Source organism: Paraburkholderia sp. SECH4, from assembly GCF_030511745.1.
GTDB lineage: Bacteria > Pseudomonadota > Gammaproteobacteria > Burkholderiales > Burkholderiaceae > Paraburkholderia > Paraburkholderia madseniana.
In genome coordinates this window covers 22,298-47,486 of sequence record NZ_JALOCP010000035.1, presented here as the reverse complement: position 1 = coordinate 47,486, position 25,189 = coordinate 22,298, and the positions used below count along the sequence as shown (strand labels likewise).

Here is a 25,189-nt window from a genome sequence, read left to right as displayed (position 1 = left end):
GCAACCGCCGGTATGCGGTAGACTGAAGACTACGCACCACCTTTCGCAAAGGTTATATGCGATACGGAACAGAAGATTCTGCGGAGATCACACGTCTGCTTCTGTTAGTTTTCACGGAACTGCCGCGACCCGACATTGCTGCAGGTTTGGATCGCTATCTTTGGAGGCATGCCCGCTTTGGATTCGCAGAGCAGCTTGCCGACGCATTGGACGACGTTCGGTCGGGTTCAGCCGGCCACTTTCTGTATCACAAAAAAAGCGGCCTCCTGTTCGCGCACGTAGAGTTTGGTTATCACCAGTTACTCCTCGCACACTTGTGCGCGCTGCACAAAACGGATTTTTCCCGCGAGCAGTTGAAATGGAACGTGCATCAGTTTCACTACGCGGACCCAATCAAAAAGCTTTCTGACGAGTTCGTAGACGAAGGGTATGGACTGTTTCTTTCGACCTGCTCGGACGAAAAGCGTATCACCGTCGGACAGATCTTCGCATGGGAAGCACTTGAGCAATCAGCCTTTGGGAGTTTCGAACGAGACGTGATTTGATTATTGCTACCATCATTTCAGAATCGGAATCGCCGAACGCCGCAACTGCGAGAAAGCGCAACGTCCGCAAAAGGCAGAGCTACAGCCGTTCACGAGCAGTCTGCTGACGGGCCGTTGTGGGTCGTATTGGGAACGTCGAGATAAAGTTGACATGCCCGGGGTTAATTCCTAAACACCGACGACAGCTTCCAAAGAACGTCGTTCACGCTTCCGAGCCACCACACATCGTGTGGAGCGTCGGACAAACACGCCGCGCATGCCATGACCAAGTCGAACAGACTGTGCCGGTCAGTCGGTCGAAGCGCCGAAGCAGCGGCCGCACGAACGCGCCTTGCCCAGTCGCAGGCGCCCGGCGCTGAATGTTGCCTCACCACCGCAGTCGCACCTGCAAACCCACAAACCATCGCCAGCGTACCGATCGGTCGTCAGTTGGCCAAACACCTCACCGCCTCGCAGCGCAGGTGAGCCTGGACGGGACCGCCACACACGACGCTGCTCACGGCAGCCACAATCACGCGTTCTGCCGCCTTCTACCGCCTCCAACTCGGCAGTCACGTGGCCGCCGCAACGGCACCTCCAGAGCCACACATCGGCGCCGCGATATTGAAGCGCGACAAGGTGCCCAAAGGTGCGACCAGCGACATCGCGACTAGGCGGAAAGGGCCATTCAGGCGGCAAGGGGGGGCGGATACGCTGATTCACAAAAGGTAAATGGGATTCGGCATCCTACTCTCAAGGGCGTTGTCACATTAAAGTGTTGGAGTCGCAGTAGTTCGGTAGACTGATTTTTCCTCAAAAACCAGACGGATTTTGGCTAAGCTCAGTGAAACGATGCCACATGGCAAAGCGTTCGCCGAGTTGTTTTCGGTAGAGCGGCGCACGCAGTAGATGGCGCTTTAGCGCGAAATGTTGCCGGATCGGTCCGAAGCTCGACAGAAAAGCTTGCGTGCGTTTGGGATCACGAAAACCACGCAAGCGGCGCTCGCGTTCACGTGTAGGCTGCTGGCTGTTTTCAGCGCGGTTGTTAACCCGGGCACTGGCTTTGACGAAGACGTGCTTGACGTTGATCAGTTCTGGGATCTGGGCCTTTGCCGCAGGATAGCTGCGCAGCTGGTCGGTCACGATCTTGCGCGGTGCCTCGGGACAAGCGGCAAGAACGCGCTTGAAAAACCGCTTGGCTGCCGCCTTGTCCCGGCGTTTCTGCAGCAGGATATCGAGCTCTACGCCGCGCTGATCGACTGCTCGTCACAGCAGATAGGGCTCGCCGCAAAGTGTCACGAACATTTCGTCGAGGTGCCAGGTCGAGCCTGGCTTGCGACGCGCAGCCTTGACGCGATGCGCGAACCCCGCGCCGAACTTGTCGGCCCAACGCCGGATCGTTTCGTAGCTGACGATCACCCCGCGTTCAAAGAGCAACTCTTCAATGTCGCGATTGACACGCAAAGTCATATCAATACCAGCGTACAGCGCAACCGATGACGGCAGCCGGAAAGCGGTGGCCGTGATAAAGCGATTTAGCATTCTTCATCACACGATCTTACGCGACAGATCCGGCAATGTGACAGCGCCCTCGTGACCATGTGGGACAAATCGCCGGCCTTGTAACGAGGGTCCCGTCGGAGCGATGCCAACGCTATTCGGGTGATCGAGTAGGGTGGTGCGATGAACGCTACCTGCTGTGTCGCGCGATTGATAGATGTAGTCGAACATTCCGCGATTTGACATCCCGCGCGACGATGAATGATCAGGTCATGTGCCCTAGATCGTCGAGGCAGTTAGAGTGCCACGACTTCTTCCCCCAGCATACATATTGACGCCCGCATCGGGGTCAAACGCATACGCCAGCGCTGAGTGGAATGTCAAAGGCTCCGGTTGTACCTTTTCTCCATGAACTCCGACAGTCGCTGTTGAAAATCCTGCAGGCCGGGGTAATCACCGACGAGCACCATTTTTTATTTCAAGGTCTTCGTGAAGTCCTCCAGTCATGCCGCTCATCGAAGTAATGCGAGTCATGGGAGTTTACACTCGCTATACTGGTGTTAGCCTGGAGGAGGGTACTGCAATTGCGATTTAATCGACTGGATTTGAATCAACTGGTCGTCTTGGATGCGATACTCGCCGAGCGAAGCGTGGGGCGTGCAGCTGACCGCGTATTTCTGAGTCAGCCGGCGATGAGCAACGCGCTTGCGCGGTTAAGGAAGTATTTCGACGACGATCTCGTGCAGCAGGTCGGAAAAAACATGGTGTTGACGCCAATGGGGGAGAGCCTTGTAAAGCCGGTACGTGATGTCCTTCTGCAAGTACAGGCGATTACGACAACGCGCCCGAGTTTCGATCCGTCCACGTCAACCAGAAAAATGACGATCGAGGCCTCTGACTACATGATCAATGTCTTTCTTGCGGACGTTCTGCAGATAGCGTGGAGGGAGGCGCCGAACATGCAATTCGATCTGCGTCTGATCAGTACGCAATCTCATGAGAATCTCGATCGCGGGGAAATCGAACTGTTACTCGCACCGGACTTCTTCGCTTCGAAGAACCACCCATCGGAAAATCTCTTCGCGGAAACATTCGTGTGCATAGTGTGGAACGGGAACCAGGAAATCGCTTCGAGATTGTCCCGCCAAAAATACATGTCGATGGGACACGTTGCGGTCCAGTGGGGTTCTGGCGAATTGGTGTCGGCGGAAGAGGATTTCATGGTGAGACACGGCTTTGTGCGGAGAAGAGAGCTCGTGGCGCCGAGCTTTGCCGTGCTGCCGAGGTTGATTGTGGGCACGAACCGAGTAGCGACGATCCAGACGAGACTGGCCCACGCGATGGCGGAAATTTATCCAATGCGCGTACTCCCGTGCCCGGTACCTACACCGCAAATTGTCGAGATGGTGCAGTGGCATAAATATCAGGAGCGGGATCCGGCCATCTCGTGGTTCAGGGGGCTACTCACGCGCGTGGCGCAATCCTTCGGATCGACGACGTCGTCCGGCAAGGTAAGAGGCGGGGGACGCAAGGCTCAGGCACCGACCGCTCGTTAGCGACGGGTAGGCCGCTTCTCATTCGCACTGTGCGTTGCAAGCAGGACACCGAATGTGGCCGCATCTCCAGTCCACAGGCCGCGACATCCTGTTTAAAGAATGGGAAAGTTCGCGTTAGCACGGCTCGTCGCGGTCTCTACAAAGCGGATGTTCCGGCGATTCACGGCCCGTCCTTACTGTGAATGACGGCATTAGCTTGGGGGCGAACCTGTACAGGCTGTTACCGCCCTTCGTGCTCTCTGGCAGATCGTGGGTGTCTCAGGGCGAAGCTGCGCCGCTGGTCGAATGTTTGATCTGGAAGGCTCCGGCGCCGCTGAACCTGACCTCAAGCCCTTGGCTTGCCAGCCAATCGGCTGCGTGTTCATGCTTCTCGACGGTACGTTGAACGGAAGGCCGTCTGGCGAGTTTCTCGTTGTGCCGGGCGAAGTGAGTGTACGGCGATGTGTCGAAGTCTGTCCCAGCGACGCGAAACCAGACCCAGTTGATGTAAGCATCAACGATGGACCACGTATCGCCATACCACCATTCGTTCTTCGACAGACGCGAGTCGATCAGTTCGAAGTTGGGACGCATTGCATCTTCCGCCATTGCGAATACACGCGGAGCAGCATCAGGAGTATCGCAAAAATACTGGGGAATGCGCAGCCGAGTGACGATGGGATGCAGCCCGGACGCGCAGAAGCACAGATCAGCCAGAGCCTGTGCGTAAGCGAAGGCGTCGGTGCATCTGGGCAGCAGGTTTGAGTTCGGAAATCGTTGAGCTAGCCATGTCAATATTGCAACGTTCTCGGTGAGCGGTTTTCCGTCGACGACGAGAAGGGGAACCTTGCCCTTTGGATTGAGCACACGGTAACCCTCAGACAGGTGGTCCCCTCTGACGAACGAGACGAGTTCGGTTTCGTAGGGGTGACCAATCTCCTCGAGAGCGATCATGGTCACTCGCGCGCAGGTATTCGGCGCGAAATGAAGGGTGATTTGCGTCATCTAGAGTCTCCATGCAAGAACAGTATCGAAGTCCGAGGGGTGGCGAATACTACTGCTAGCCTCCGGACTGTCGGCTGGTTTAGTAGTCGTTCATCAGCTCAAGGATTGCGCTGTGAAGTAGTTCGCCAGGTTTGGCATTGGGGTCGTTCTCTCCTAGCCACTCCTGCTTCTCCCATGTCGAGATCTGGTTGCAGGAGTCGAAAACGAAGCGCACACGCTCAAACCGGCGACGCATGAATTCGTCCAGAACTTCCTGCAAACCTGAATCGCGTCCCAATAGCTCACCGAGCAATACGGCATCTTCGATAGCCATTGCCGCACCCTGGGCGAGATGCGGTGTTGCTGCATGCGCGGCATCGCCAATCAAAATGGTGCGGCCGCGGTACCATGGATCTGGCATCAGGAGGGTTTCCATGGGCTTGTAGACGACCGCGGCTGAGTCTGTAATCCTCTCGCGCAGTTGCGCGACGGGTCCGGTGTATGCTGACAGGCGCTGGCGCATGTTGTCCGCGAGTTGAGCTCGGTCCATCCAGGGATTGCCTGGCTCCGAGGACACGAGAAGCATATACATTTCTTTCTCCGCCATGGGAACGAGGCCGACCTTGCTATCGGGGCCAAAGAACATTTCTCCCCATGTCACGCTGGGAAGGCGGGGCAGGTTGTAGCGCCATACCGCCTGCCCGATATAAAGCGGACGATATTTATCGCCAAAGAGCAACTCCCGAACCTTCGAATAGATACCGTCTGCTCCAATCACCAGATCGTAGCTGCTTGAGGTTCCGTCAGGAAACGTCACGCGCACCGCGTTACCTTCATCGTGGATCGCATCGATAGTGGTTCCGAGGCTTACCGTTGCGCCGGCTGACAGTGCTGCATCGGAAAGGATCTTCTGCAGACGGGGTCTGGTGATGCCATTGTTCTCCGGATAGGCAGGCGCCGCGGCACAGGTTGACGGCGCGTCCATCAGGTGATTCCCATCCTTGTCATGTATGCGCCATCCCGGAAATCCTGCACCATCGTCCACACATTGCTGAGCCAGACCAATGCGATCCAGCGCGCGGAGCATGTTGTTGGGTTGGATAATGCCTACGCCGTAGACGGACCAGTTGGGGTTTTGTTCGACCATCTCGACATTGATGCCGTTGCGGCGCAATGCTATCGCTGCGGTTAGGCCACCGATTCCCGCACCGACGATGAGTACCCTTCGAATCGTGGGCATGGTTATTCTCCTGTTAGCTGTCGTTTATTGCATTAAGGTTGGTATGCTGGAACCGGGGAGATCAGTCTCCCCCAAAGATCCCGTCTTCCAGATAACGAAATTCCCAGGCGGGCGGTTCCTGGAGCCACGCAGGCAGGTTGTGAACGTAGTGTGCGAATGCAAACAGTGGCACCGGCCATTCGCGGGGGATCCAGTTGTCGTCGATGTAGTCACCGTCCGCTCCGTACTCCGCCTCTCCACCGGCAGGACAAGGGAAGTAGTAGAAGAGAGCCGAATCGATGCGGTGTCTGCCCAGTCCCCACTCGGACTTCGCCCATCCCTTCCGTTCCATATAATTAGCCCCCGTCATGATCTCGTCGATGTCTTCGACGCCGAAGTTGGCATGGTCGAACTTTGGCTTTCCGTCCATGCCAAGCTGCGGCAGGTTGGCGTTGAGCAGGAAGAGGTTGTGGTGACAGTTGCTGCCTTCGGCACGGCAATAGATACCGAAGTGATGCTGGTAGTCCGAGAGCCGGAAATGCAGACGATCGCGGAAGAACTCGAACGACTTCCTGAAGTCCTTCACGGCAAAGACAACGTGCTGGATTACTTTTGGGCGCGCTCGCGTTCGCCATTTTCTGTGGGTATTGAGCCGCCGCACGACGCCGGGAGCATTTACAGCGTCAGGCGCGTAGACAACGGATTTTCTGTCGAAGACCTGGAGCCCAAGGGGAAGACCGCAGTCGCTCAGGAAGTGAGCCACACCGTCCCGCGTGGTAGTGACATCGCGGTCCCGTGAAAGGTCGGCAACAAGCGCGTCGAGCTCGTCAGCTGAGTCTACGCCCCATACCACTTCGCGAACGCCCGGACCGATCAGTGCGGAATCCGGCAGGAGAGGGTCGGCAAGTTGACGGATGACGACTGACGATCCCTCTTCAAGTTGGAAGGTCGAATTTTGGTCATCATCTTCAATCAGGGGAAGTCCAAAATCACTGAAGAATCGCGTGCTGAGTGCGACATCCTCAACGCCGTAAACGAGCGACTTGATACCAATAATCGGCATATAGAACCTTTAGAATAACTGAAAGAAATGTGCTCTCAGGGGACTAACGGAAATAGTCTCAGCGCTGCCGGGCGCGAAAATTTCAGGAGAACGGTGACGTCGTTCCCCGATCGCGTTGAGGCATACGATCCGGAGGACGGAATGTGGGATTCATTGTTGCTGTCTCCTATGGCATCGGTACCGGCTTGCGGTCGTCGCCTGTTTTCGAACGGGTACCTGAATGATCCGTCACGAGAAGGCGTTTCTCAACTTGATTGTTTAAATGCGACCAATTCACGGCGTGAATGCTTGTCGCAGTCGTGAAAGAAGATGAACTATCCGATGGATAGGCACTTTCCGGACACGACTGGCTAGTAGTGGTTTTTAAGGTGACCGCCTACGGAGCCCGCAACGATAGGTTTGTGAGCGCGATAAAACGCTTGGTCGAGCGTTTGCTCTTCAACCATAGGGATCGCGTTGGTGCCTCCTACGGCGCCTTCGTCGTTGATGCCAGACAACGTCACCACCTTCAGATACAAATCGAACGCTCGGCTATCTAGTGCTGTTGGCCTGGGATAGAGCGCACAGCAACGCCCAGGTGTCTTCCAGGGTCGGTCGCTGTTCGCTCCGACATGCGGGTGGACTGTAGGCAGGAGCGGCCAGCTACCGTTGATTTCATCATGGTGGAGTTCAGCGACTTATACATTCATCGGGTGAATGTGTGAGATTCAAATAATCAAGTTGAGAAAAACCAATTCGCATTCGATGATTGCACACATGAACCGTGTGCCGGTCATGCCAGAAGTCCGGGCGACGCTGTAGTCCGCCGCAGGCATTTCGCGAGGGTGTCGGATGCTGCACACGAGACAGTAAAAAAGGAATCGACAGACGATTCTGTCAAGGAGACGTCAATGTTGGCTGAGCGCGACCCGACCCGAATTCGCAGACGGTGGACCGCGGGCATCTCCGTCCGCTGAAACGCCAGCGAGGAGAATCGCAGCGCGTTCGTGCCTCTCTCATCTCACCGGCGGGAACGACAGCATCGATCTAGCGCAATTCCAGAACCCAAGGGACGTCCGGAGAGTTCGCTTTCGTGCGTCCTGGGGGCTGCGCATACAAGGATTTTCAACGGGGCAGGATGGCAACTGATGGCATCCGAATTCCCATGCAATGCCGCGAAATTGAATCTGGAGGAGTTGAGTGAACAAGGTAATTATTAGCTGTGCGGTGACGGGCGCGCTTCACACGCCGTCTATGTCTGAGCATCTTCCGCTGACCCCCGATCAGATCGCCGCGCAGGCTATAGAGGCAGCGGAAGCAGGAGCCGCCATCCTGCATCTGCACGCCCGTGACCCGATCGACGGCCGACCGACTGCTGACCCTGCTGTGTTCTCGGCGTTCGTTCCGCGCATTGCTGAGCAGACGGATGCGGTAATCAACATCACCACGGGAGGCAGCACAAGCATGACGCTGCAGGATCGGCTTGCGTACCCACTTCTTGCAAAGCCGGAAATGTGTTCCTTGAATATGGGTTCGATGAATTTCTCGATTCATCCAGTCGCGCGGAAGATAAAGCAATGGCGCTTCGAATGGGAGCGTCCCTATGTCGAAGGAACCGAGGACATCATTTTCCGGAACACATTCCGGGACATCGGTCACATTCTCCGCGAACTGGGCGAAGGGTGTGGGACCCGGTTTGAGTTTGAGTGTTACGACCTCGGCCACCTCTATAACCTCGCGCACTTCGTGGATGAGGGGCTTGTAAAGCCTCCACTTTTCATACAGTCGATCTATGGGGTGCTGGGCGGCATGGGTCCGGATCCAGAGAATCTGACCGTCATGCGCACAACGGCCGATCGTCTTTTTGGTCGTCAGAACTACCGCTTTTCGATCCTGGGCGCGGGGCGGCACCAGATGCCGCTTGTCACGCTCGGGGCCATTCTCGGCGGGAATGTCCGGGTTGGTCTGGAGGACAGTCTGTATCTCGGCCGCGGCCAGTTGGCGACGTCGAATGCAGAGCAGGTCCGCAAGATACGGCGAATTCTGGAGGAGCTATCCCTTGACGTTGCGACGCCTGATGAAGCTCGTGAAATGCTCGGCTTGAAAGGGCGTGGCAAGACGGCGTTCTAAGGGAGCCCGAAAGCTCGGCCCATTGAAACACTTGGCGCGCATGGTGAAACACACCATGGCCCTGATAGAGAGGAATGAAATGCTCGAATATTTTCCCAAGAACTATGTCTGGAATCTGTCCGCCAACCTTGCATTGGGGATGGGTGGAAACATCGGTGAAGTCGACGTAATTTGCCGGCAACTCGTGGAGGCGTCACTGCTTCCGGATAGCGAAGGGACGGAGTCTTTTTTCAAGGCCTGGTGTGACCAGGCGGAGCGTCTCGTGGAGCTCGCGGAAGACGACGAAGCACGTGGGCGGCGATTAAGCGCCGGGGCCAAGCTCGGGAGGGCAGCAACGTATTATCTGACAGCGGAGCGTATGCAGAATCGAGACTATGCGCCGCGGAAAATCGCCTATTCAAAGATGTTGGAGAGTTTTTCGCGTTTTACCGAGTTACACGAAGAAAACTGCGAGCGTGTTGAAATTCCGTACCAGGGCACGGTGCTCGCAGGTCTGTTCGTTCGGGCTGATCGTAAAGATGGAACGCCGGCACCGTGCATCGCTCACTTTAACGGCTTGGACAGCACAAAGGAAATGATCTACGGATCAGGGATCGCGCAGGCGTTGGCTCGCCGCGGTGTTTCGACCCTGATGGTTGACCAGCCCGGTGTGGGTGAGGCATTGCGTCTGCGCGGACTGCACGCCGTCGTGGAAAGCGAGATCTGGGGAAGTGCGGTGGCAGACTACCTTCAGACACGGCGTGATGTCGACTCTGACATGCTGGGTGTTTGCGCCTGGTCTCTTGGCGGCTACTACGCTCCGCGGGTGGCGGCGTTCGAGAAGCGCTACCGGCTTTGCGTTGCGTGGGGTGCGAATTTCAATTGGGGCGAGCTGCAGAAACGTCGTTTGGCGCGGGAGGGCGATCGCCCAGTGCCCCATTACTGGGAGCACGTTCAATGGGTTTGGGGCAAGGGGAGTCTGGACGAGTTTATGGCATTTGCTCCGCGAATTACGCTTGAAAATGTCATTGACCGGATTACGGTGCCGTTTCTGGTTACGCACGGCGCCAAAGATCGTCAGATTCCTCTGGAGTACGCGCATGCGCAATACGATGGCGCGGTCAATAGTCCGAAGCGTGAACTGAAGTTCTTCACGGCCAAAGAAGGGGGTGTTGAGCACGTCAGCGCGGACAACATGAGCAATACGCGGGATTACATCGCCGACTGGGTCAGCGAAACGTTCGCGGAAATCGGCGCAATGGGAGTACGGAAATGAGTCGCACGTTCGTTGACCTGTCGATCTATTTGGAAAACGATGTTGTCTCCGATCCGCCAGTCTATCGGCCGAAAATCGACTACGTCGATCATACGAGGTCACTTCCTGAACTCGTCAACTTCTTTCCGGGCCTGCGGCCAGAGGACCTGCCGGACGAAGAGGCGTGGGCTATCGAGCGCGTCGAGCTCATCACGCATAACGGTACGCACCTCGATGCGCCTTATCATTTTGCGTCGACGATGGACGGTGGTAAGCGCGCTATCACGATCGACGAGGTTCCACTCGATTGGTGCTTTCAGCCGGGCGTGAAGCTAGACTTCCGCCATTTTCCCGATGGATACGTCGTCCAGCCCAAGGACGTCGAGGCGGAGTTGGACCGGATTGGCCATGAACTGAAGCCGCTCGAAATTGCGGTGATCAATACGTCGGCAGGAAAGCGATACGGTGCCGACGATTACGTGAGTGCCGGCTGCGGCATGGGCGCGGCAGCTACCCTTTACCTGCTTGAACGCGGGGTAAGAGTCACAGGCACGGACGGATGGAGCTGGGACGCCCCGTTTGTGCACACAAAGACGAAATTCGCCGAGACCGGTGATCCCTCGCTGATATGGGAGGGGCACAAGGCGGGTCGGCAGGTGGGCTACTGCCATCTAGAAAAGCTGCATAACCTCGAGGTACTTCCCTCCGACGGATTCACGATCGCCTGCTTTCCGTTCAAGATCCGCGCAGCATCGGCAGGCTGGACCCGGGCGGTTGCGATCTTGGACACGTGAGACGGGCCGGTATCCCGGGTTGGGAGACCGTAGTTGAGCGGGTAAATGCGACTAGCGTTGCCATGGTTGTGTCACGCCTGCGGACACAGGATCGTGGCACCAGGTGAAGGGAAGGAGAAGTTGATGTCTGGTACGGAAAGGTCGCTACGCGTGATGGTGGAGCACTGGCTAGCTCCTGATCCTGCGAAGGGTGTTCGGGTTACGGAATTCCGGAACAGACGATCCAGACGCGAATGCTATGTATGCGTCGAGACAATGAGAGCCGCAGGCCCGATCGCACTGTTCTTTTTTCGTCATCAGGACGGGGCGTGGCGCCTATTCCCGCCGGGCCCGGAACGACCGGCAATGCGCACCGCCTGAGATTCGAAGAATTTTGACCTCACTGTTTTGACGAAGGCGAGGACGAAATATTGGAGAACGTGCCGACCGCTCGGGGCATCAAGAGCTACAGCGCGATTCGGATAACGTCAACGTCGCGATCCCGGCTACGCAATTAACGGATATGCCGGTGGTGTCGGACGCGCGCGCGGGGCAATCAGGCAGTCACAGATTAGGAGAAGGAGAACGGAAAAAACTTTGCATTACTTATAAATATAAGAAAGAACGAGTATGAAAGATCGGATTAAAAATGACTATATATATTTGGAGACGATTATGCGTTGGAGAAAAAGTCTGGAGGCAGCGGTTCTGTTCGGGGTGCTTGGCCTTTCCGGAAAGGCCTACGCCACCGAAAATGGACTGCAGAGCTATCCTATTGGGATCGATACCGTTTTGAATGCCATTGTGCCCGCCCCAGGCACAACGCAGTTCTACGATTACTCGACGTTCTATACAGCGAGCCGGTTTGTCGGCCAGAACGGCGGAAGCGCTATCCCGGGTTTCAAGGTTAATGTATTCGCAATGGCGCCGCGCGTATTGCACACATGGGGAGAAACGTTAGGGCCGGTTACTTTCACATCCGGGTTCGCCCTGCCTATCGTTCATGCTGGGACGACTCTGCCCTTTGGAAGTGCCAACCGATGGGGCTTCGGGGATCTGACGATTCACAGTCTGAATATTGGATACTCCAACCCGGATAAGACTTTCTTTGGTTTGCTCGCACTGGATTTCGTGTTGCCGATAGGTTCGTATTCGGCATCGCGCTTGGTCAACACGGGATCGAATACCTATGCGTTCATTCCTGCCCTGAAGGTGACAGCCGTTCCGTTCCCACGTTCTGAGTTCTCGGCGACACTTGGCTATGAAATCAATTCGCCCAATCACGCAGACGGTTACCACTCGGGGAATCTGGTCGTCTTGGACTGGGTTGCTGGGTACTCGGTCCTGCCGAAGCTTCAACTTGGGGTGCAGGGCTACGTCCTGCAACAAGTGACCAATGACACCCAAAACGGCGCGCCAGTGGACGGGAATGGGTTTCGCGGAAGAGCATACGCTATCGGTCCGCAGATCCGGCTCAATTTCACACGTGATTCCGGGATCGTTTTTAAATGGCAACACGAGTTCGACGTCAGGAATCGGCCGAAGGGCGATCGGGCCTGGATTGAGTTCACCTTTCCTCTCAATCTATAAGGGGGAGGGAACACAAGAACACAAGTTGGTTGGCCGCTGATATGAGCTCAGATTTTCGCGATGAACAGCAGCATGGTGTGCCATCGCCATTCATGGCTTGAATGAACCGGATTCAAATCATCAACTTGAATGTAGGAATACGCATGCCCATCATGTTGGGAGCGACGATACGTTGCCGGGTGAAAGTCCATGTTATGAAGTCGATTGGGTTTGGAAGAGGAAGGGCCCGGTGGCCCAACTTCGTGATTTGAGCCATTCACGCATACAGAGAGCAAGCGCATGCAGACTTACGATTTCGATCTTTTTGTCATTGGCGGTGGTTCAGGCGGCGTCCGCGCGAGTCGCGTGGCGGCAGGGTATGGGGCGAGGGTTGGCATCGCAGAAGCTTTCCGGCTTGGCGGAACATGTGTGATTCGTGGTTGTGTGCCCAAGAAACTCATGATGTACGCATCACAGTTCAGGAGCGCCTTTGAGGATTCGAGAGGGTATGGCTGGACGCTCGGATCATACGTTCATGACTGGGCTGCCATGGTCGCGGCGAGGGACAAGGAAATAGACCGACTCGAAGGCGTCTACCGCAGCTTGCTCGATAAGTCTGGGGTTGCGGTTTTCAGTGGCCGTGCGGAATTGGATGGGCCGCATCGGATCCGCCTGAATGGCGAGGTGATTACTGCGAAGGTCATTCTTCTCGCAACGGGTGCGACGCCCGCACGGCTTGACGTGCCCGGAGCAGAGTTCACGGTGACCTCAGACGAAGTATTCAACTTGCGGGACGCGCCGCGCCGCGTGGCGATTGTCGGGGGAGGCTACATCGCATGTGAGTTTGCAGGCATCTTCAATGGCCTGGGTACGCAGGTGGTTCAACTGCATCGTGGGAGCCAGATTCTTCGTGGGTTCGACGACGAACTCCGTTTCCACCTCGCGGACGAAATAGCACGTACCGGTGTCGACCTTCGTCTTGGTGTCGACGTGACGGCGGTGGAACGCGCACGAGACGCGCTGTCCGTTCATCTGTCGAATGGATCGGTGTGCGAGGTAGATGCGGTGATGGTTGCCACCGGCCGTCACTGTGCCACTAGCGGGCTACGCCTGGATACGGTTGGAGTCGGCGTTGACGGAGACGGTGCGATCAAGGTGAACGAATTCTCTCGCACGACCAACCCGCATGTCTATGCCGTGGGCGATGTCACCAATCGGCTCAAGCTGACCCCGGTCGCGATTCATGAGGGGCATGCGTTTGCGGATACAGTGTTCGGGGAGCAATCTCGCGCGATCTCGCATAACAACGTCCCATTTGCTGTATTCAGCCAACCACAAGCGGCCTCTGTCGGGCTTAGCGAAGAGCAAGCGAGAGCGCAGTTTGACGACGTCAAGATATACGGGAGCAGTTTCCGCCCAATGCGGGCAGCGCTTTCATTGCGCGAAGAGCGCGCCCTTGTGAAGCTCGTCGTGGATGGAAAGACGGACAGGGTGCTTGGGGCTCATATTGTGGGGGCCGACGCCGCGGAGATCATTCAGGGGCTGGCAATTGCTCTCAAGGTAGGGGCGCGGAAGGCTGACTTTGACGCGACGCTTGGTGTGCATCCGACGCTTGCTGAAGAGTTTGTTACGTTACGGACGGCGCGCTGATTGACAATTTCGGACTCCATTCATTTTGGAAACGGAAATAGTTGATATTTTTGCACTCGACGCCTGTCATGGTACTTCGCGCATAGTGAACAAATTTTTAGCAAAAAAGAGGAGTCTTCACCTGATGAACACGAACCCTCATGTCTCTTTGCTGGCAGTTTGCGGCAGCCTGCGAGCGCAGTCTTACTCCACGGCCGTACTGCGGACGCTGATTGACCATGTGTCTGATAACGTGCGCGTGGAGCGGGCAGCAATTAGTTCTTTGCCGTTTTACAACCAGGATCTGGATGATGAACAGACGCGGCCGGTGGCAGTCACGGCATTCAAGGAGAGGATTCGCGAGTGTGACGGGTTGCTTGTCGTCACGCCTGAATACAACCATGGTTTGCCGGCGGTACTGAAAAACGCCATTGATTGGGCATCCCGGCCGGCTTATGAGTCGGTATTGAAGGACAAGCCGGTAGTGTGTATTACTGCCTCTCCCAGCCTGTATGGAGGGGTGCGGGCGCACGTCCATCTTCAGCAGTTATTTGCCTCCACGCTGTCTCGTCAGATCATCATGCCCCCAGTTGCTCTGGGGGGCATTGGCGGCAAAGTCGTGAACGGCATACTGTCGGATGGAATTTCGCTGGATTTGGCAATCGGTGCGCTGCAGCGGTTGGTCGAATTTGTGAGGCAGGAGAGACAGTCGTAAAGTTTTTCTGCGGGCGAATTGCGAGCATATGCTTCCGGCAGTTCGTACGGCGCCTCTCGCAGCGAAGGCCGTGGACTCTGCGTAGCTTGCTATATTTTGTTCAATTGACATGCAGCGGACAATGAAAAGCTAATCTGACTGGAGACAGGTGTGCACCTTGGGGGTCTCGATCTGAATCTTCTGCTCGCGCTCGACGCCCTGCTCAGCGAGAAAAATGTTACGCGCGCCGCTGAACGCATGAACATTTCGCAACCGGGCATGAGTGCTGCGCTTCAGAAACTGCGTTGGCATTTTTCGGACCCATTGCTGGAAAAGGTGGGGCGACGGCTCGAATTGACGCCGCGTGCACGTACACTTGCACAGCCGGTCAAAAACATTCTGTTCGAAATTCGGACGCTTACCAACGGTGCTGAGGATTTCGACCCGGCGAAGGCGCAGCGGATTTTCCGCGTGTGCGCGTCCACTTACTGCAGCGATCTTCTAGCAATCCCCGTTATCAGATACCTGGGTAAGGTTGCCCCACGGGTCAGCGTTCAGTTCGATGATCTATTCTCCGATACGTTCGCGCGGCTTGTGGACGGTCAAATCGACATCGCAATTGCCATCCCCCAGCGGTTGCTGATGGAACCAGTCAATCTCAATGGACCGCTGTCCTCGGCGGACCTGTTTTCGGATCGATTGGTGCTTGCGGTCGCGAATGACAACAGCGCCGTAGGCAACACCATAAGTTTCGACGAGCTTTGCGAACTCCCCTACGTTGAAACCCGCTTTGCGGGCCAAACAGTGTCTATTAGCGAGCAGGCGTTGCGTCGACAACCGAAGCAGCCGCGGGTGAGGGCATGGTTCCCAAATTTTCAGTTGACACTCGACGCCGTTGCCCAAACTGGAGTGATCGCGACGGCGCCTGAAAAGTTGATCGCCATGCGCGGTGCGCAGCGTGTGCGGACACTACCTCTTCCGTTTGAAGTTCCTGATTTCGAAGAGCACGTCTACTGGCATCCGAGGAACGACCACGATGCGGGGCATCGGTGGTTCCGGGCGGTTCTTCAATCGGCCGCACAAGAACTGCAGGCAGGGCGCCAACGGCTGGAATACGAGTGACTTTTGGGTGTGTCTGCCTACGCGGCACCCACATGCGATTCAGGGATTCGGGTCGCCGGCGTTATATGTTTCATCGTTGCGAGCCCAAGCCGCTCACTTCTCCTGCCCGTCTGATTTTCACACTGTGGCTGTAGGGTCCATTACAGGTAGTGTCCAGCCTCCTTCCGGAACAACAGCGTGTCGCTCGCATAAGTCGGCGCTATAGCTGCAATCGCTACTGACGATTTCCCTTGTGTGTCTTAAACACGGACCATATGGGAAGTCGACAGTTGCAGCAGGCTTGAGAGGCAATTGGCAACGTTACCTGCACGGCTCGGTTGCGACGCGGAAGCCCCCGACTCTGTGAGCAACTGTCTTCTGTACGTGGTCGCCGCGCGGCGCAACCGGAATAAACTAATTAGTCAGGAGACGGACTCAAATGTATCCACTGCCCGATGGTCTATTTGCAGCCAGAAACCAATGGTACATAGCGGCATGGTCTGAGGAGGTGACGCGAGAGCCGATGGAGCGCTGGATTCTCGACGAGCCTGTCGCGCTTTACCGCACGGAGAGCGGCAAGCCTGTCGCTCTTGAAGGGCGTTGCCCACATCGCGGCTTTCCGCTGGGCAGAAGCCGCGTCTCCGGTGACAACATTCAGTGCGGTTATCACGGCATCACTTTTCGGCCCGATGGCAGTTGCGCCGCTATCCCGAGCCAGTCCGCTGTACCGGCAGCCTGCCGGGTCCGCTCCTATCCCATTGTTGAGCAGTGGCGGTGGCTTTGGATCTGGATGGGTGATCCAGCACTGGCGGACGAAAGCCTGATCCCGAGCGAGGATGAACTCGGTCTTGGCGATGACGATCATCTGATCGTTAGCGGTGGTTATAACCTTGTCGCGGGTCGGTACATGCTTTTGCATGACAACCTGTTTGATCTGACGCATGTCGGATACCTGCACATGCCCAGCTTCGGAAGCGGTGGTGGCGCACAGGACACGGTTCCTGAAGTCAAAACAGGCCCGAACTGGGTATCCAGTGTCTATACGCAGCGCAACGTCGACATTCCCGACTTCTTCTCCCGGTTCCTGCATTTCAGTGGCAAGGTGGACAGGGTGCAGGGACTCAAATTGTTATTGCCGTGCCTGCATGTTGGTGGTACTCAGATTTCTCTTCCGCAGAAAACCGATGCCACTCCGGGCGAGCTCTTGGGTTCATTGCGGGTTTATCACGCCGTGACGCCTGCCACCCGTCACAGCACCAACTATTTCTTCGCGGCGGGCCAGTCGTGGAGCAGTGATCGCAGCGTATCCCAGCAGTTGTTCGACTATCAAAAGAACCGCGTGATACCCGAAGACGTCATGGCCTCCGAATATATTGAGGAAATGATCCAGAAGAGTCGGTCGACTTCGGAGGTTCTTGTTAGAGCCGACGCGGTTTGCGTGACCGGGCGCCGGATGTTCGAGAAGATGATTCACGGCGAAATGACGCCCAATCCCGTAGAGCGACCGCTCACCGCATTGGGCTGATGGGAACGTCCTTGACCAAATCCTGCCGGCCGGTTCTCTCCGGAGGTCGGCTGGCGTCGTCTGCAGACTGAAAATACAATGAACCAGACAGTTTCTACAATCGCCGTCCGAGTTGTGCGCAAGCGGGTGGAGGCGAAAGATATATGTAGTATTGAGCTTGCCGATGCTCGCGGGGATATTCTGCCTGCGTTTTCGGCTGGCTCCCACATCGATGTCCATCTTCCGGGTGGTCTCGTCCGTCAATATTCGTTATGCAATCATCCGGGCGAAAGATACCACTACCGTATCGGCGTATTGCGCGATCCCAATTCTCGCGGTGGATCGATGGCAGTGCATGATTTGGTTGAGCAGGGCGACATCCTTCACATCAGTGCGCCCCGGAATCATTTTCAGCTGGCGTCTGCTGAACGGTACCTCATGTTCGCCGGTGGAATTGGTGTCACCCCTATCTTGTGCATGACGGAAGTGCTTTCCCGGAGCGACAGCGATTTTACTTTTCATTACTATGGCCGGTCAGCAGATAGGATGGCGTTTGCCGGACATATCACTGCATCGGCTTTTCGCGATCGTGTTCGTTTTCATCTCGATGATGAAACGGGCAAGCCACGACCAGCACTCGAGAAGGTATTTGCGCACGAAAGCCACGGGACGCATCTTTATGTCTGTGGACCAACGGGTTTCATCAATTGGATAGTCGATGCGGCTAAGGCTGCCGGTTGGACGCAAGAGCGGATCCATTACGAGTACTTTTCGCCTCCAGTGGCGGCGCCGAACGCTGAATGTTTTGAGATTGAACTGGGTCGCAGCGGCGGAATATTTACGGTGCCGGCAGAAAAATCGGTGGTCGCAGTCCTACGCGAGAACGGCATCGATTTGCCAGTGTCATGCGAGGCTGGAGTTTGCGGCACTTGCCTCACACGGGTTCTCGCAGGCGACCCGGATCATCGAGATGTCTATCTTACAGACGAGGAACATGTTCGGAACGACCGTTTTACACCTTGTTGCTCGCGTTCTCTGTCACGACGTTTAGTGCTTGATCTTTAATCCGCTCGCGACGATGGTCTAGGTAGACATGTACGTTGTTCGGTAAAGAACTCGCGCAAAGCGTCTGTGATATCCGAGTACGGTGCGTCGTGTGTCAAATTGTGTCTATACCTGTTTGATCAGGCAGCCCAGCAGGGTGTATGCGTCGGCGCTTTTGCGATGACGTACGCGTACTGGTATGCCACGGTAGCATCGGCGTCGATCGTAGCCTCGCCCGGCCAGAGGGTCTCCCAATGCATCGCGGGCATCCATGAAGTGACGTTTCGGGTCGGCGACTATTATCGAGCGCAAGTGGGGTACGCTTGTGGGTATTCCCTTTCTCGACTTGGTCCCTTACTTTTTTTGGACTCGCCGATCCACTACAACACTATCACTTGTCGTTCAAGATGACGCCGTGGGGATTCTCCTGCTTTCGAGGAGGGGCATGAACGGGCGATGCTATCGCACCATTAAGGCAGAGGGTGTTCTCTATCAACTCCCCGACGCGACTTACCGCTACGACGGCGACGTCACGGCCAATGAGGTGCACGACAAGGTTCGTGAAGCGGTGAAAGCAACTCGCCTGAAAGGCGGAATTATCGTCACTGAATCTGCGGGGAGCGTTGTCAGCGGCTTGAAAAGGGCTTGAGTCGAGCACTCGTAAAAAGCCTCGAGCGACCCTGCGCGGTTTTTAGCTGGAACCTGCCTCAACTCAGTATCTTTATGCAGCTGCTATCGCATTGCTCGGTGACGACTTGATTGAGCACGTGAACTCGGGGTCACCGCACCGGACGCGCAGGGCCGGATCGTGTTCTTCGATCTGCCTGAAGGAGACCAGCGATTGCGACCCTGGTGGGGTTTTCCCTAAATTTGGCGTGAGTCACTAGGACTTGCGAACAGATGTCGTCAGAGAGGGCCGTGCAGTTGCACTGCGCGCGCGACGCTGTGAAACAGCTGGCGGAACAATAAGTCATTGTTTTAAAAAGATATTTTATGTCGTCGTGGCGACCGCGCGCGGCTAAGAGTTCAGACTTAAGCGAACAAAGTTCAAAGTTAAGCGAATCTCGACAGTCAAAGCGACATCCCTTCTTGAATTTGTCACCACCCGTCCATATAATTAGCACTCGCTGCACGAGAGTGCTAACAACATCGCCGGTTGGCTCTGCCAGCCGGGTTTTCTCAGCGTTCTTCAGTCTCAATCAAGAGAGGAGTATGTATGAACCTTCGTCCTTTGCATGATCGCGTGATCGTCAAACGTCTGGATCAAGAAACCAAGACCGCGTCGGGCATCGTGATCCCCGAAGCCGCAGCAGAAAAGCCGGATCAAGGCGAAATTCTGGCAGTCGGCCCGGGCAAGCGTGACGACAAAGGCGCACAAATCGCCCTCGACGTGAAGGTCGGTGACCGCGTCCTGTTCGGCAAGTACGCAGGCCAGACCGTCAAGGTCGACGGCAACGAACTGCTCGTGATGCGCGAAGAAGACATCATGGCCGTGGTGCAAAAGTAAGCGTCAGTCGCTACTTTTCCCGGTCATATCCCAAAGAATTCAAGGAGTTAGAAGATGGCAGCTAAAGACGTCGTATTCGGTGATTCCGCCCGTGCCAAGATGGTTGAAGGCGTGAACATCCTCGCGAACGCTGTGAAGGTCACGCTGGGCCCGAAGGGTCGCAACGTTGTCCTGGAACGCAGCTTCGGCGGCCCGACGGTCACGAAGGATGGTGTTTCGGTCGCGAAAGAGATCGAACTGAAAGACAAGCTCCAGAACATGGGCGCACAAATGGTCAAGGAAGTCGCTTCCAAGACCAGCGACAACGCAGGTGACGGCACCACGACCGCAACGGTTCTGGCTCAGTCGATCGTCCGCGAAGGCATGAAGTACGTTGCATCGGGCATGAACCCGATGGACCTGAAGCGCGGTATCGACAAGGCTGTGACCGCAGCGATCGAAGAACTGCGCAAGATCAGCAAGCCGTGCACGACCAACAAGGAAATCGCTCAAGTTGGCGCGATTTCGGCAAACAGCGACTCGTCGATCGGTGACCGCATCGCTGAAGCGATGGACAAGGTCGGCAAGGAAGGCGTGATCACGGTTGAAGACGGCAAGTCGCTGCAAGACGAGCTGGACGTGGTTGAAGGCATGCAATTCGACCGCGGCTACCTGTCGCCGTACTTCATCAACAACCCGGACAAGCAAGTTGCTGTGCTCGACAACCCGTTCGTGCTGCTGCACGACAAGAAGGTTTCGAACATTCGTGACCTCCTCCCGGTCCTGGAACAAGTCGCTAAGGCTGGCCGTCCGCTGCTGATCATCGCAGAAGACGTCGAAGGCGAAGCGCTGGCTACGCTGGTTGTGAACAACATCCGCGGCATCCTGAAGACCGTTGCTGTCAAGGCTCCGGGCTTCGGCGATCGTCGTAAGGCCATGCTGGAAGACATCGCGATCCTGACCGGCGGTCAAGTCATCGCTGAAGAAACCGGCTTGACGCTCGAAAAGGCAACGCTGGCTGAACTGGGTCAAGCGAAGCGTATCGAAGTGGGCAAGGAAAACACGACGATCATCGACGGCGCTGGCGAAGGTGCAACGATCGAAGCGCGCGTGAAGCAAGTGCGCACGCAAATCGAAGAAGCTACGTCGGACTACGACCGTGAAAAGCTGCAAGAACGCGTGGCCAAGCTGGCTGGCGGTGTTGCAGTGATCAAGGTCGGTGCTGCGACCGAAGTCGAAATGAAGGAAAAGAAGGCACGTGTCGAAGACGCACTGCACGCAACGCGCGCAGCTGTGGAAGAAGGCATCGTTGCTGGCGGCGGCGTCGCACTGATCCGTGCACGTACGGCAATCGCTGGCCTGAAGGGCGCTAACGCCGATCAGGACGCAGGTATCAAGATCGTGCTGCGCGCGATGGAAGAGCCGCTGCGCCAGATCGTCACGAACGGTGGCGAAGAAGCCAGCGTCGTGGTGGCAGCTGTTGCTGCTGGCACGGGCAACTACGGCTACAACGCAGCAACCGGCGAGTACGTCGACCTGGTTGACGCAGGTGTCGTGGACCCGACGAAGGTGACGCGCACGGCGCTGCAAAACGCAGCTTCGGTCGCTGGCCTGCTGTTGACCACCGACGCTGCTGTTTGCGAACTGCCGAAGGAAGATGCTCCGATGGGCGGCGGTATGCCCGGCGGCATGGGCGGCATGGGCATGGACATGTAATTTCCGATTGAGCCTCACTTGGCCTCGTTTGAGGCTCCGTTGGAAACACATGGGGAAGTGCGTCGCGAGGCGTGCTTCCCAAAACAAAAAACCCGCAGAAATGCGGGTTTTTTGTTTTGGGGTAAGGGGTTGGGTCGTCCGGCATTACGCGTGCTTCGCGCACGTTGTATTCGTCAGCCTATTAGGCTGGTCGGGCCGCGGCTGAAGTGGAAACGCTTGCCGGGCGCCTGCCGCTCGCGCAGCAGACGCTTCGAGCCGCCAATTTAATGCCGTGCTTCGCCCGGTGTCGCATCCTTGCCGGTTGCAGGCGGCGTGTCGTCGTCGCTGCTGCGGGCCCAGAAGAAGCGATCAGGCAGATACGCGCCCATTCCTGGCCGAAATGCGTTGCGCATCGCCTGATACAGATACTCCTGCGCCTCGCGTACGGCTTCAGCAGGGTCCTGGCCGTTGGCCAGCAAGGCGGCAATCGCGGCGCCGAGCGTGTCGGTAATGCCCATAATCCGATGGGCGCCGCGGTCCCACATATCCTGGCGCAGTTGGCCGTCTTCGCTGAACAGCGTATTGACGAGCCGGTGCGTGCCGGTTTCCGTCGACAGAATGTATTCGCAGCCTTGCGAGAGCAGATGCGAGATCGCCGCGTCGAGGCTCGGCGCCTCGGCGTCGCCGTCCGGCTGGGCGAGAGCGAGCAGCGTGGTCGAATCGGCCACCAGCAAGGTGGTTTGCGGCGCCAGCAGGTCGGCAATCGCTTCGCGCAGTTCGTCGGCGGCGAGCACGTGTTCGTCGTCGAGCGTGAAGTCGGGGGCGAGAATCAGCGGGATGTCGTCGTAATCGGCGACCACTTCGGCAATCGCGCTCACCACTTCAGCGCGCGTGCATGCGCCGACCTTAAACGCGGCGATCGGCATGTCTTCGAGCAGCATCCGAGCCTGGGTCGCGACCACTTCAGGGTCGAGTCCGGTGACTTCGTCGCAGCTTGCCGAGTCGCGCACGGTATAACCCGTGAGCACGGAGACGCCATGGCAGCCCATGCTGGCAAGGGTCATCAGGTCGGCTTGCAGGCCGGAGCCGCCGGTGGGATCGGAAAGGCCGAAGGTGAGGACGATCGGAGGCGTATCGCTGGGCATGAAGATTTACAAAAAGGAGCTGTATTTAGGCGCAGAGGGTGCGCAATCGGCTCAATTATGCGGCCTAAACCGTTATGAAGGCGGTTTTTCGCAGTCTTCGGCGCATTGCCGCAAGCCAGCAGCACGTGAGCGGCAGCCAGGCGCGACCCTACGCGTAAGCGCCAACCAAACCGACGCAACCCTCTAGCCAAAGGCCGCCGCACACTACGATTGCACGTTTCTGTTTGCTAGGCATTGGGGCGGCAACACGGTACCATCATGGCTCCCGTTTCCACGGACTCTACGACGCGACACAAGAATGGAATATCAAAGCTGGATGTGCCTGATTTGCGGCTGGATTTACGACGAAGAAGCCGGCTTGCCGGACGAAGGCATTGCGCCGGGCACGCGCTGGGAGGACGTTCCCATTAACTGGACCTGCCCGGAATGCGGAGCGCGCAAGGAAGACTTCGAGATGGTCCAGATCTGAGGTCCGAGGGGCAAACGGCGGTGTCCAATCGAGTGCCATGCCGTGTGCCTGCGGCGCGGCGTTTTGCAGGCGGCGTCGGCCGGATCGAACGCGGTTCATGCGTTCGGAACGCAGCCCCAACGCACTCACACGGAACGTCCCCGGTTGCACCGTGTCGCAGCGGTAATCTGTCATTGTCCCGTCGCCAGTTCGCGCGTTAGCCGATCAGTCTCTCGTGCAGCGCCGAGCGGCGACCCGTCAGCTTCCTGTCGCCTGCCCATGACTCTTCGATCCGCTGCACCCGATTCCTTCGATGCATTGCCCAATCCGCGCGGCGGCGCTGTCCGCTCTGCGGAGCTGGCGCTGGCCGAGGCGCTGCTGGCGTTCGAGCAACACCGCGAGAGCACCTCGGCGCTGCTGCGTGCGTCGCACGGGTTGCGCGAAGCCGGCTGGCTGAGCGCGCAGCGCTTCGCGGACGCGCTGGTGCGGCTCTCGCCTCTGGCCGAGGGCGATCCGGCTGACGCGGACAGCGCGCGGCCCGTGTTCGGCGCGGCATTGCACGATTTCCGCGCGGCGCTCGAGCGCCACAATCTGCGCGAGCTGTCCTGTTCGCCCACGCTGTTTAACCACTATTACGCGCTCTGTGCCCATCTGTCGGAGCACACGCCCGGTTCGACCGTCGCTTTCGAAGATCTCGCGCTGAGCGCCCGCCCGGTGCCGCCGGTGTCGCTGCATAACCAGTCCGCGGATCAGCTCGCTCATTTGCGGGCGCGCTACGAGCGCGCGCTGCTGCCGGTGTTGCGCTCGCAGCCTGATAGCAGTGGTGCTGCGCTGGCGTTCACGAACGCGGCGCTCGACGAACTGGATGCCGTCTTTACCGAACTCACCGGCCCGGATCCCTACGATTTCTGGCGCCTCGCCAAAGCTTGCGCCAAGGCGCTACGCGTCAGCGGCCGCGCCACCGGAGATGCCGACGCGCGGCGTTTCTACGCGCGCTGCAACCTCACCCTGGCCGATCATGCGCACGGCATTGAGCGCGCGCCGCGTTCGCTGGTGCGTGCGACGCTGGCGCTGCTGTGGCGCGATTACGCGCTGTTCGGCGCTGCAGCGGAAGACGCCGATCAGGTCGAAGTGCTGCACGACTACGGCTTGACGGTCGATTGGCACGTCGCGGGCACCCAGGCATCCGAAATGCTTTGGGAAGCTGGCGCCGTGCAGGCGCAGGCTGTCAGCGCGACCCGCAGCGCGCTGACGCGCGAGCTGGGCGTGTTAACCGTCAACGCGCATGCGTATGAAGATTTCCTGCAAACGGCCGATGCCTCGATTTCGGCGCTGACCGAGCACGCCCGCGCGGCCGACCAGCCCGAGAAAGCCGATCCGAGCGAAGCGTTGCAGGCGGGCGACGCCGCTTACCGGCTCGGTGCCGCCGCGTGCGCGCTGGGCCTCGGCCACGTGGCGCTGGTTGCCGATGCACTCGGGCTCGCGTGGCGCCGCCGCGCGCACGCCGGCGTATCGACGCCGGCGGTGCGCTCCCACGTCATCGTCGGTGCACCGGCGGCGAGCACGCTCGAACAGGCCGCCGAAGCGTTACGTGCGATGCTGCATAAAGTCGCTGCGGGCGTCGCGCCGACAGGCAGCAGCGCTGCACTGGCCGCCTTGACGCGTTCGATCGAGCAGGGCGGCGCCTGAGCTGCTGGCTGCTGTATCAATCAGCAGCATGCCCTGCGCGCCGGCGCCCATCCTCTGCCGGCAACAGCGAGGCGCCATGTTCGAACCCGGAGGCACGCGATATGCGTGTCGTCAACACCGCTGAGCGCGCCATGGACAAGGCCTGCGTGCGTGATAGAGTGCAACTTGATTCGCCGTCGATGGCTCGCGGCGCAGGTCATCGCGCACATCGCGGTTCCGCGCTCAAAGCCCGCCATCCTGCACC

General features: G+C 57.6%; 20 protein-coding genes and 1 pseudogene. 16 read left to right on the top strand and 5 right to left on the bottom strand.

Annotation, left to right across the window (positions count from 1 at the left end; all coding sequences use genetic code 11):
- Positions 1-56: 56 nt before the first annotated feature.
- Positions 57-545, top strand: a complete 489-nt coding sequence (locus M0D67_RS33085) for a hypothetical protein (RefSeq protein WP_154560258.1) — start codon at positions 57-59, stop codon at positions 543-545.
- Between the two features lie 792 nt (positions 546-1,337).
- On the opposite strand, the pseudogene M0D67_RS33080 reads toward M0D67_RS33085, so the two are convergent.
- Positions 1,338-2,073: pseudogene (locus tag M0D67_RS33080) on the bottom strand (IS6 family transposase).
- Between the two features lie 556 nt (positions 2,074-2,629).
- Between M0D67_RS33080 and M0D67_RS33075 the strand changes: the two are divergent.
- Complete coding sequence (locus M0D67_RS33075; RefSeq protein ID WP_266241101.1) at positions 2,630-3,580, top strand: LysR family transcriptional regulator; 951 nt, start codon at positions 2,630-2,632, stop codon at positions 3,578-3,580.
- A gap of 258 nt (positions 3,581-3,838) precedes the next feature.
- On the opposite strand, the gene M0D67_RS33070 is transcribed toward M0D67_RS33075, so the two are convergent.
- The 3 genes from M0D67_RS33070 to M0D67_RS33060 all read right to left on the bottom strand — a co-directional run bounded on the left by M0D67_RS33070 (position 3,839) and on the right by M0D67_RS33060 (position 6,825).
- Entirely contained in the window at positions 3,839-4,564 is a 726-nt protein-coding gene (locus M0D67_RS33070; RefSeq protein WP_154560260.1) for a glutathione S-transferase family protein, read from the bottom strand.
- A gap of 79 nt (positions 4,565-4,643) precedes the next feature.
- Positions 4,644-5,783 (bottom strand): FAD-dependent oxidoreductase, encoded by a 1,140-nt coding sequence (locus M0D67_RS33065; protein ID WP_266241100.1) that lies wholly within the window; start codon positions 5,781-5,783, stop codon positions 4,644-4,646.
- Between the two features lie 61 nt (positions 5,784-5,844).
- Positions 5,845-6,825, bottom strand: a complete 981-nt coding sequence (locus M0D67_RS33060) for a VOC family protein (protein ID WP_266241099.1) — start codon at positions 6,823-6,825, stop codon at positions 5,845-5,847.
- A 1,179-nt stretch (positions 6,826-8,004) separates the two neighbouring features.
- Between M0D67_RS33060 and M0D67_RS33055 the strand changes: the two genes are divergently transcribed.
- From M0D67_RS33055 to groL, 12 genes are all read left to right on the top strand, one after another.
- Positions 8,005-8,934, top strand: a complete 930-nt coding sequence (locus M0D67_RS33055; RefSeq protein ID WP_168435679.1) for a 3-keto-5-aminohexanoate cleavage protein — start codon at positions 8,005-8,007, stop codon at positions 8,932-8,934.
- Positions 8,935-9,013: 79 nt separating this feature from the next.
- Positions 9,014-10,189 carry a S9 family peptidase gene (locus M0D67_RS33050; RefSeq protein WP_154560324.1) on the top strand — a complete coding sequence of 392 codons (1,176 nt, stop codon included), beginning with the start codon at positions 9,014-9,016 and terminating at the stop codon, positions 10,187-10,189.
- Positions 10,186-10,962, top strand: a complete 777-nt coding sequence (locus M0D67_RS33045) for a cyclase family protein (RefSeq protein WP_154560263.1) — start codon at positions 10,186-10,188, stop codon at positions 10,960-10,962. Before M0D67_RS33050 ends, M0D67_RS33045 begins: the two co-directional genes overlap by 4 nt.
- Positions 10,963-11,571: 609 nt before the next feature.
- Positions 11,572-12,531, top strand: a complete 960-nt coding sequence (locus M0D67_RS33035) for a transporter (protein ID WP_266241098.1) — start codon at positions 11,572-11,574, stop codon at positions 12,529-12,531.
- A 279-nt stretch (positions 12,532-12,810) separates the two neighbouring features.
- The gene (gor, locus tag M0D67_RS33030) at positions 12,811-14,160 is read left to right on the top strand and encodes a glutathione-disulfide reductase (RefSeq protein ID WP_154560264.1); all 1,350 of its coding nucleotides are present in this window, start codon (positions 12,811-12,813) and stop codon (positions 14,158-14,160) included.
- Positions 14,161-14,284: 124 nt separating this feature from the next.
- The gene (locus M0D67_RS33025; RefSeq protein ID WP_154560265.1) at positions 14,285-14,854 is read left to right on the top strand and encodes an NADPH-dependent FMN reductase; all 570 of its coding nucleotides are present in this window, start codon (positions 14,285-14,287) and stop codon (positions 14,852-14,854) included.
- 150 nt (positions 14,855-15,004) lie between these two features.
- Positions 15,005-15,955 carry a LysR family transcriptional regulator gene (locus M0D67_RS33020; protein WP_266241097.1) on the top strand — a complete coding sequence of 317 codons (951 nt, stop codon included), beginning with the start codon at positions 15,005-15,007 and terminating at the stop codon, positions 15,953-15,955.
- 418 nt (positions 15,956-16,373) lie between these two features.
- A complete protein-coding gene (locus M0D67_RS33015) occupies positions 16,374-17,459 on the top strand; it encodes an aromatic ring-hydroxylating dioxygenase subunit alpha (protein WP_266241096.1) in 1,086 nt (361 codons plus the stop codon).
- Between the two features lie 78 nt (positions 17,460-17,537).
- Positions 17,538-18,503 (top strand): PDR/VanB family oxidoreductase, encoded by a 966-nt coding sequence (locus tag M0D67_RS33010; protein WP_266241095.1) that lies wholly within the window; start codon positions 17,538-17,540, stop codon positions 18,501-18,503.
- Positions 18,504-18,927: 424 nt separating this feature from the next.
- Positions 18,928-19,131 (top strand): hypothetical protein, encoded by a 204-nt coding sequence (locus M0D67_RS33005; RefSeq protein ID WP_266241094.1) that lies wholly within the window; start codon positions 18,928-18,930, stop codon positions 19,129-19,131.
- Positions 19,132-19,698: 567 nt separating this feature from the next.
- Positions 19,699-19,989: a co-chaperone GroES gene (gene groES / locus M0D67_RS33000; RefSeq protein ID WP_007178996.1), complete on the top strand. Its 291-nt coding sequence runs from the start codon at positions 19,699-19,701 to the stop codon at positions 19,987-19,989.
- 54 nt (positions 19,990-20,043) lie between these two features.
- Entirely contained in the window at positions 20,044-21,684 is a 1,641-nt protein-coding gene (gene groL, locus M0D67_RS32995) for a chaperonin GroEL (RefSeq protein WP_154560268.1), read from the top strand.
- Positions 21,685-21,947: 263 nt separating this feature from the next.
- On the opposite strand, the gene M0D67_RS32990 is transcribed toward groL, so the two are convergent.
- Entirely contained in the window at positions 21,948-22,808 is an 861-nt protein-coding gene (locus M0D67_RS32990) for a hydroxymethylpyrimidine/phosphomethylpyrimidine kinase (protein WP_154560269.1), read from the bottom strand.
- A gap of 298 nt (positions 22,809-23,106) precedes the next feature.
- On the opposite strand from M0D67_RS32990, the gene M0D67_RS32985 reads away from it, so the two are divergent.
- The gene (locus M0D67_RS32985; RefSeq protein ID WP_006047743.1) at positions 23,107-23,277 is read left to right on the top strand and encodes a rubredoxin; all 171 of its coding nucleotides are present in this window, start codon (positions 23,107-23,109) and stop codon (positions 23,275-23,277) included.
- 258 nt (positions 23,278-23,535) lie between these two features.
- The gene (locus M0D67_RS32980; protein ID WP_266241093.1) at positions 23,536-24,945 is read left to right on the top strand and encodes a hypothetical protein; all 1,410 of its coding nucleotides are present in this window, start codon (positions 23,536-23,538) and stop codon (positions 24,943-24,945) included.
- Positions 24,946-25,189: the final 244 nt, after the last annotated feature.

What these genes read in the sequence shown, in the direction of transcription:
- M0D67_RS33035 (WP_266241098.1), top strand. Translation starts at nt 11,572, where the DNA reads ATGAAAGATCGGATTAAAAATGACTATATATATTTGGAGACGATTATG.
- M0D67_RS33010 (WP_266241095.1), top strand. Translation starts at nt 17,538, where the DNA reads ATGAACCAGACAGTTTCTACAATCGCCGTCCGAGTTGTGCGCAAGCGG.
- M0D67_RS32980 (WP_266241093.1), top strand. Translation starts at nt 23,536, where the DNA reads ATGACTCTTCGATCCGCTGCACCCGATTCCTTCGATGCATTGCCCAAT.
- M0D67_RS33050 (WP_154560324.1), top strand. Translation starts at nt 9,014, where the DNA reads ATGCTCGAATATTTTCCCAAGAACTATGTCTGGAATCTGTCCGCCAAC.
- M0D67_RS33060 (WP_266241099.1), bottom strand. Translation starts at nt 6,825, where the DNA reads ATGCCGATTATTGGTATCAAGTCGCTCGTTTACGGCGTTGAGGATGTC.
- M0D67_RS32985 (WP_006047743.1), top strand. Translation starts at nt 23,107, where the DNA reads ATGGAATATCAAAGCTGGATGTGCCTGATTTGCGGCTGGATTTACGAC.
- M0D67_RS33005 (WP_266241094.1), top strand. Translation starts at nt 18,928, where the DNA reads ATGAACGGGCGATGCTATCGCACCATTAAGGCAGAGGGTGTTCTCTAT.
- M0D67_RS33045 (WP_154560263.1), top strand. Translation starts at nt 10,186, where the DNA reads ATGAGTCGCACGTTCGTTGACCTGTCGATCTATTTGGAAAACGATGTT.
- M0D67_RS33085 (WP_154560258.1), top strand. Translation starts at nt 57, where the DNA reads ATGCGATACGGAACAGAAGATTCTGCGGAGATCACACGTCTGCTTCTG.
- groES (WP_007178996.1), top strand. Translation starts at nt 19,699, where the DNA reads ATGAACCTTCGTCCTTTGCATGATCGCGTGATCGTCAAACGTCTGGAT.
- M0D67_RS32990 (WP_154560269.1), bottom strand. Translation starts at nt 22,808, where the DNA reads ATGCCCAGCGATACGCCTCCGATCGTCCTCACCTTCGGCCTTTCCGAT.
- groL (WP_154560268.1), top strand. Translation starts at nt 20,044, where the DNA reads ATGGCAGCTAAAGACGTCGTATTCGGTGATTCCGCCCGTGCCAAGATG.
- M0D67_RS33025 (WP_154560265.1), top strand. Translation starts at nt 14,285, where the DNA reads ATGAACACGAACCCTCATGTCTCTTTGCTGGCAGTTTGCGGCAGCCTG.
- M0D67_RS33070 (WP_154560260.1), bottom strand. Translation starts at nt 4,564, where the DNA reads ATGACGCAAATCACCCTTCATTTCGCGCCGAATACCTGCGCGCGAGTG.
- gor (WP_154560264.1), top strand. Translation starts at nt 12,811, where the DNA reads ATGCAGACTTACGATTTCGATCTTTTTGTCATTGGCGGTGGTTCAGGC.
- M0D67_RS33065 (WP_266241100.1), bottom strand. Translation starts at nt 5,783, where the DNA reads ATGCCCACGATTCGAAGGGTACTCATCGTCGGTGCGGGAATCGGTGGC.
- M0D67_RS33015 (WP_266241096.1), top strand. Translation starts at nt 16,374, where the DNA reads ATGTATCCACTGCCCGATGGTCTATTTGCAGCCAGAAACCAATGGTAC.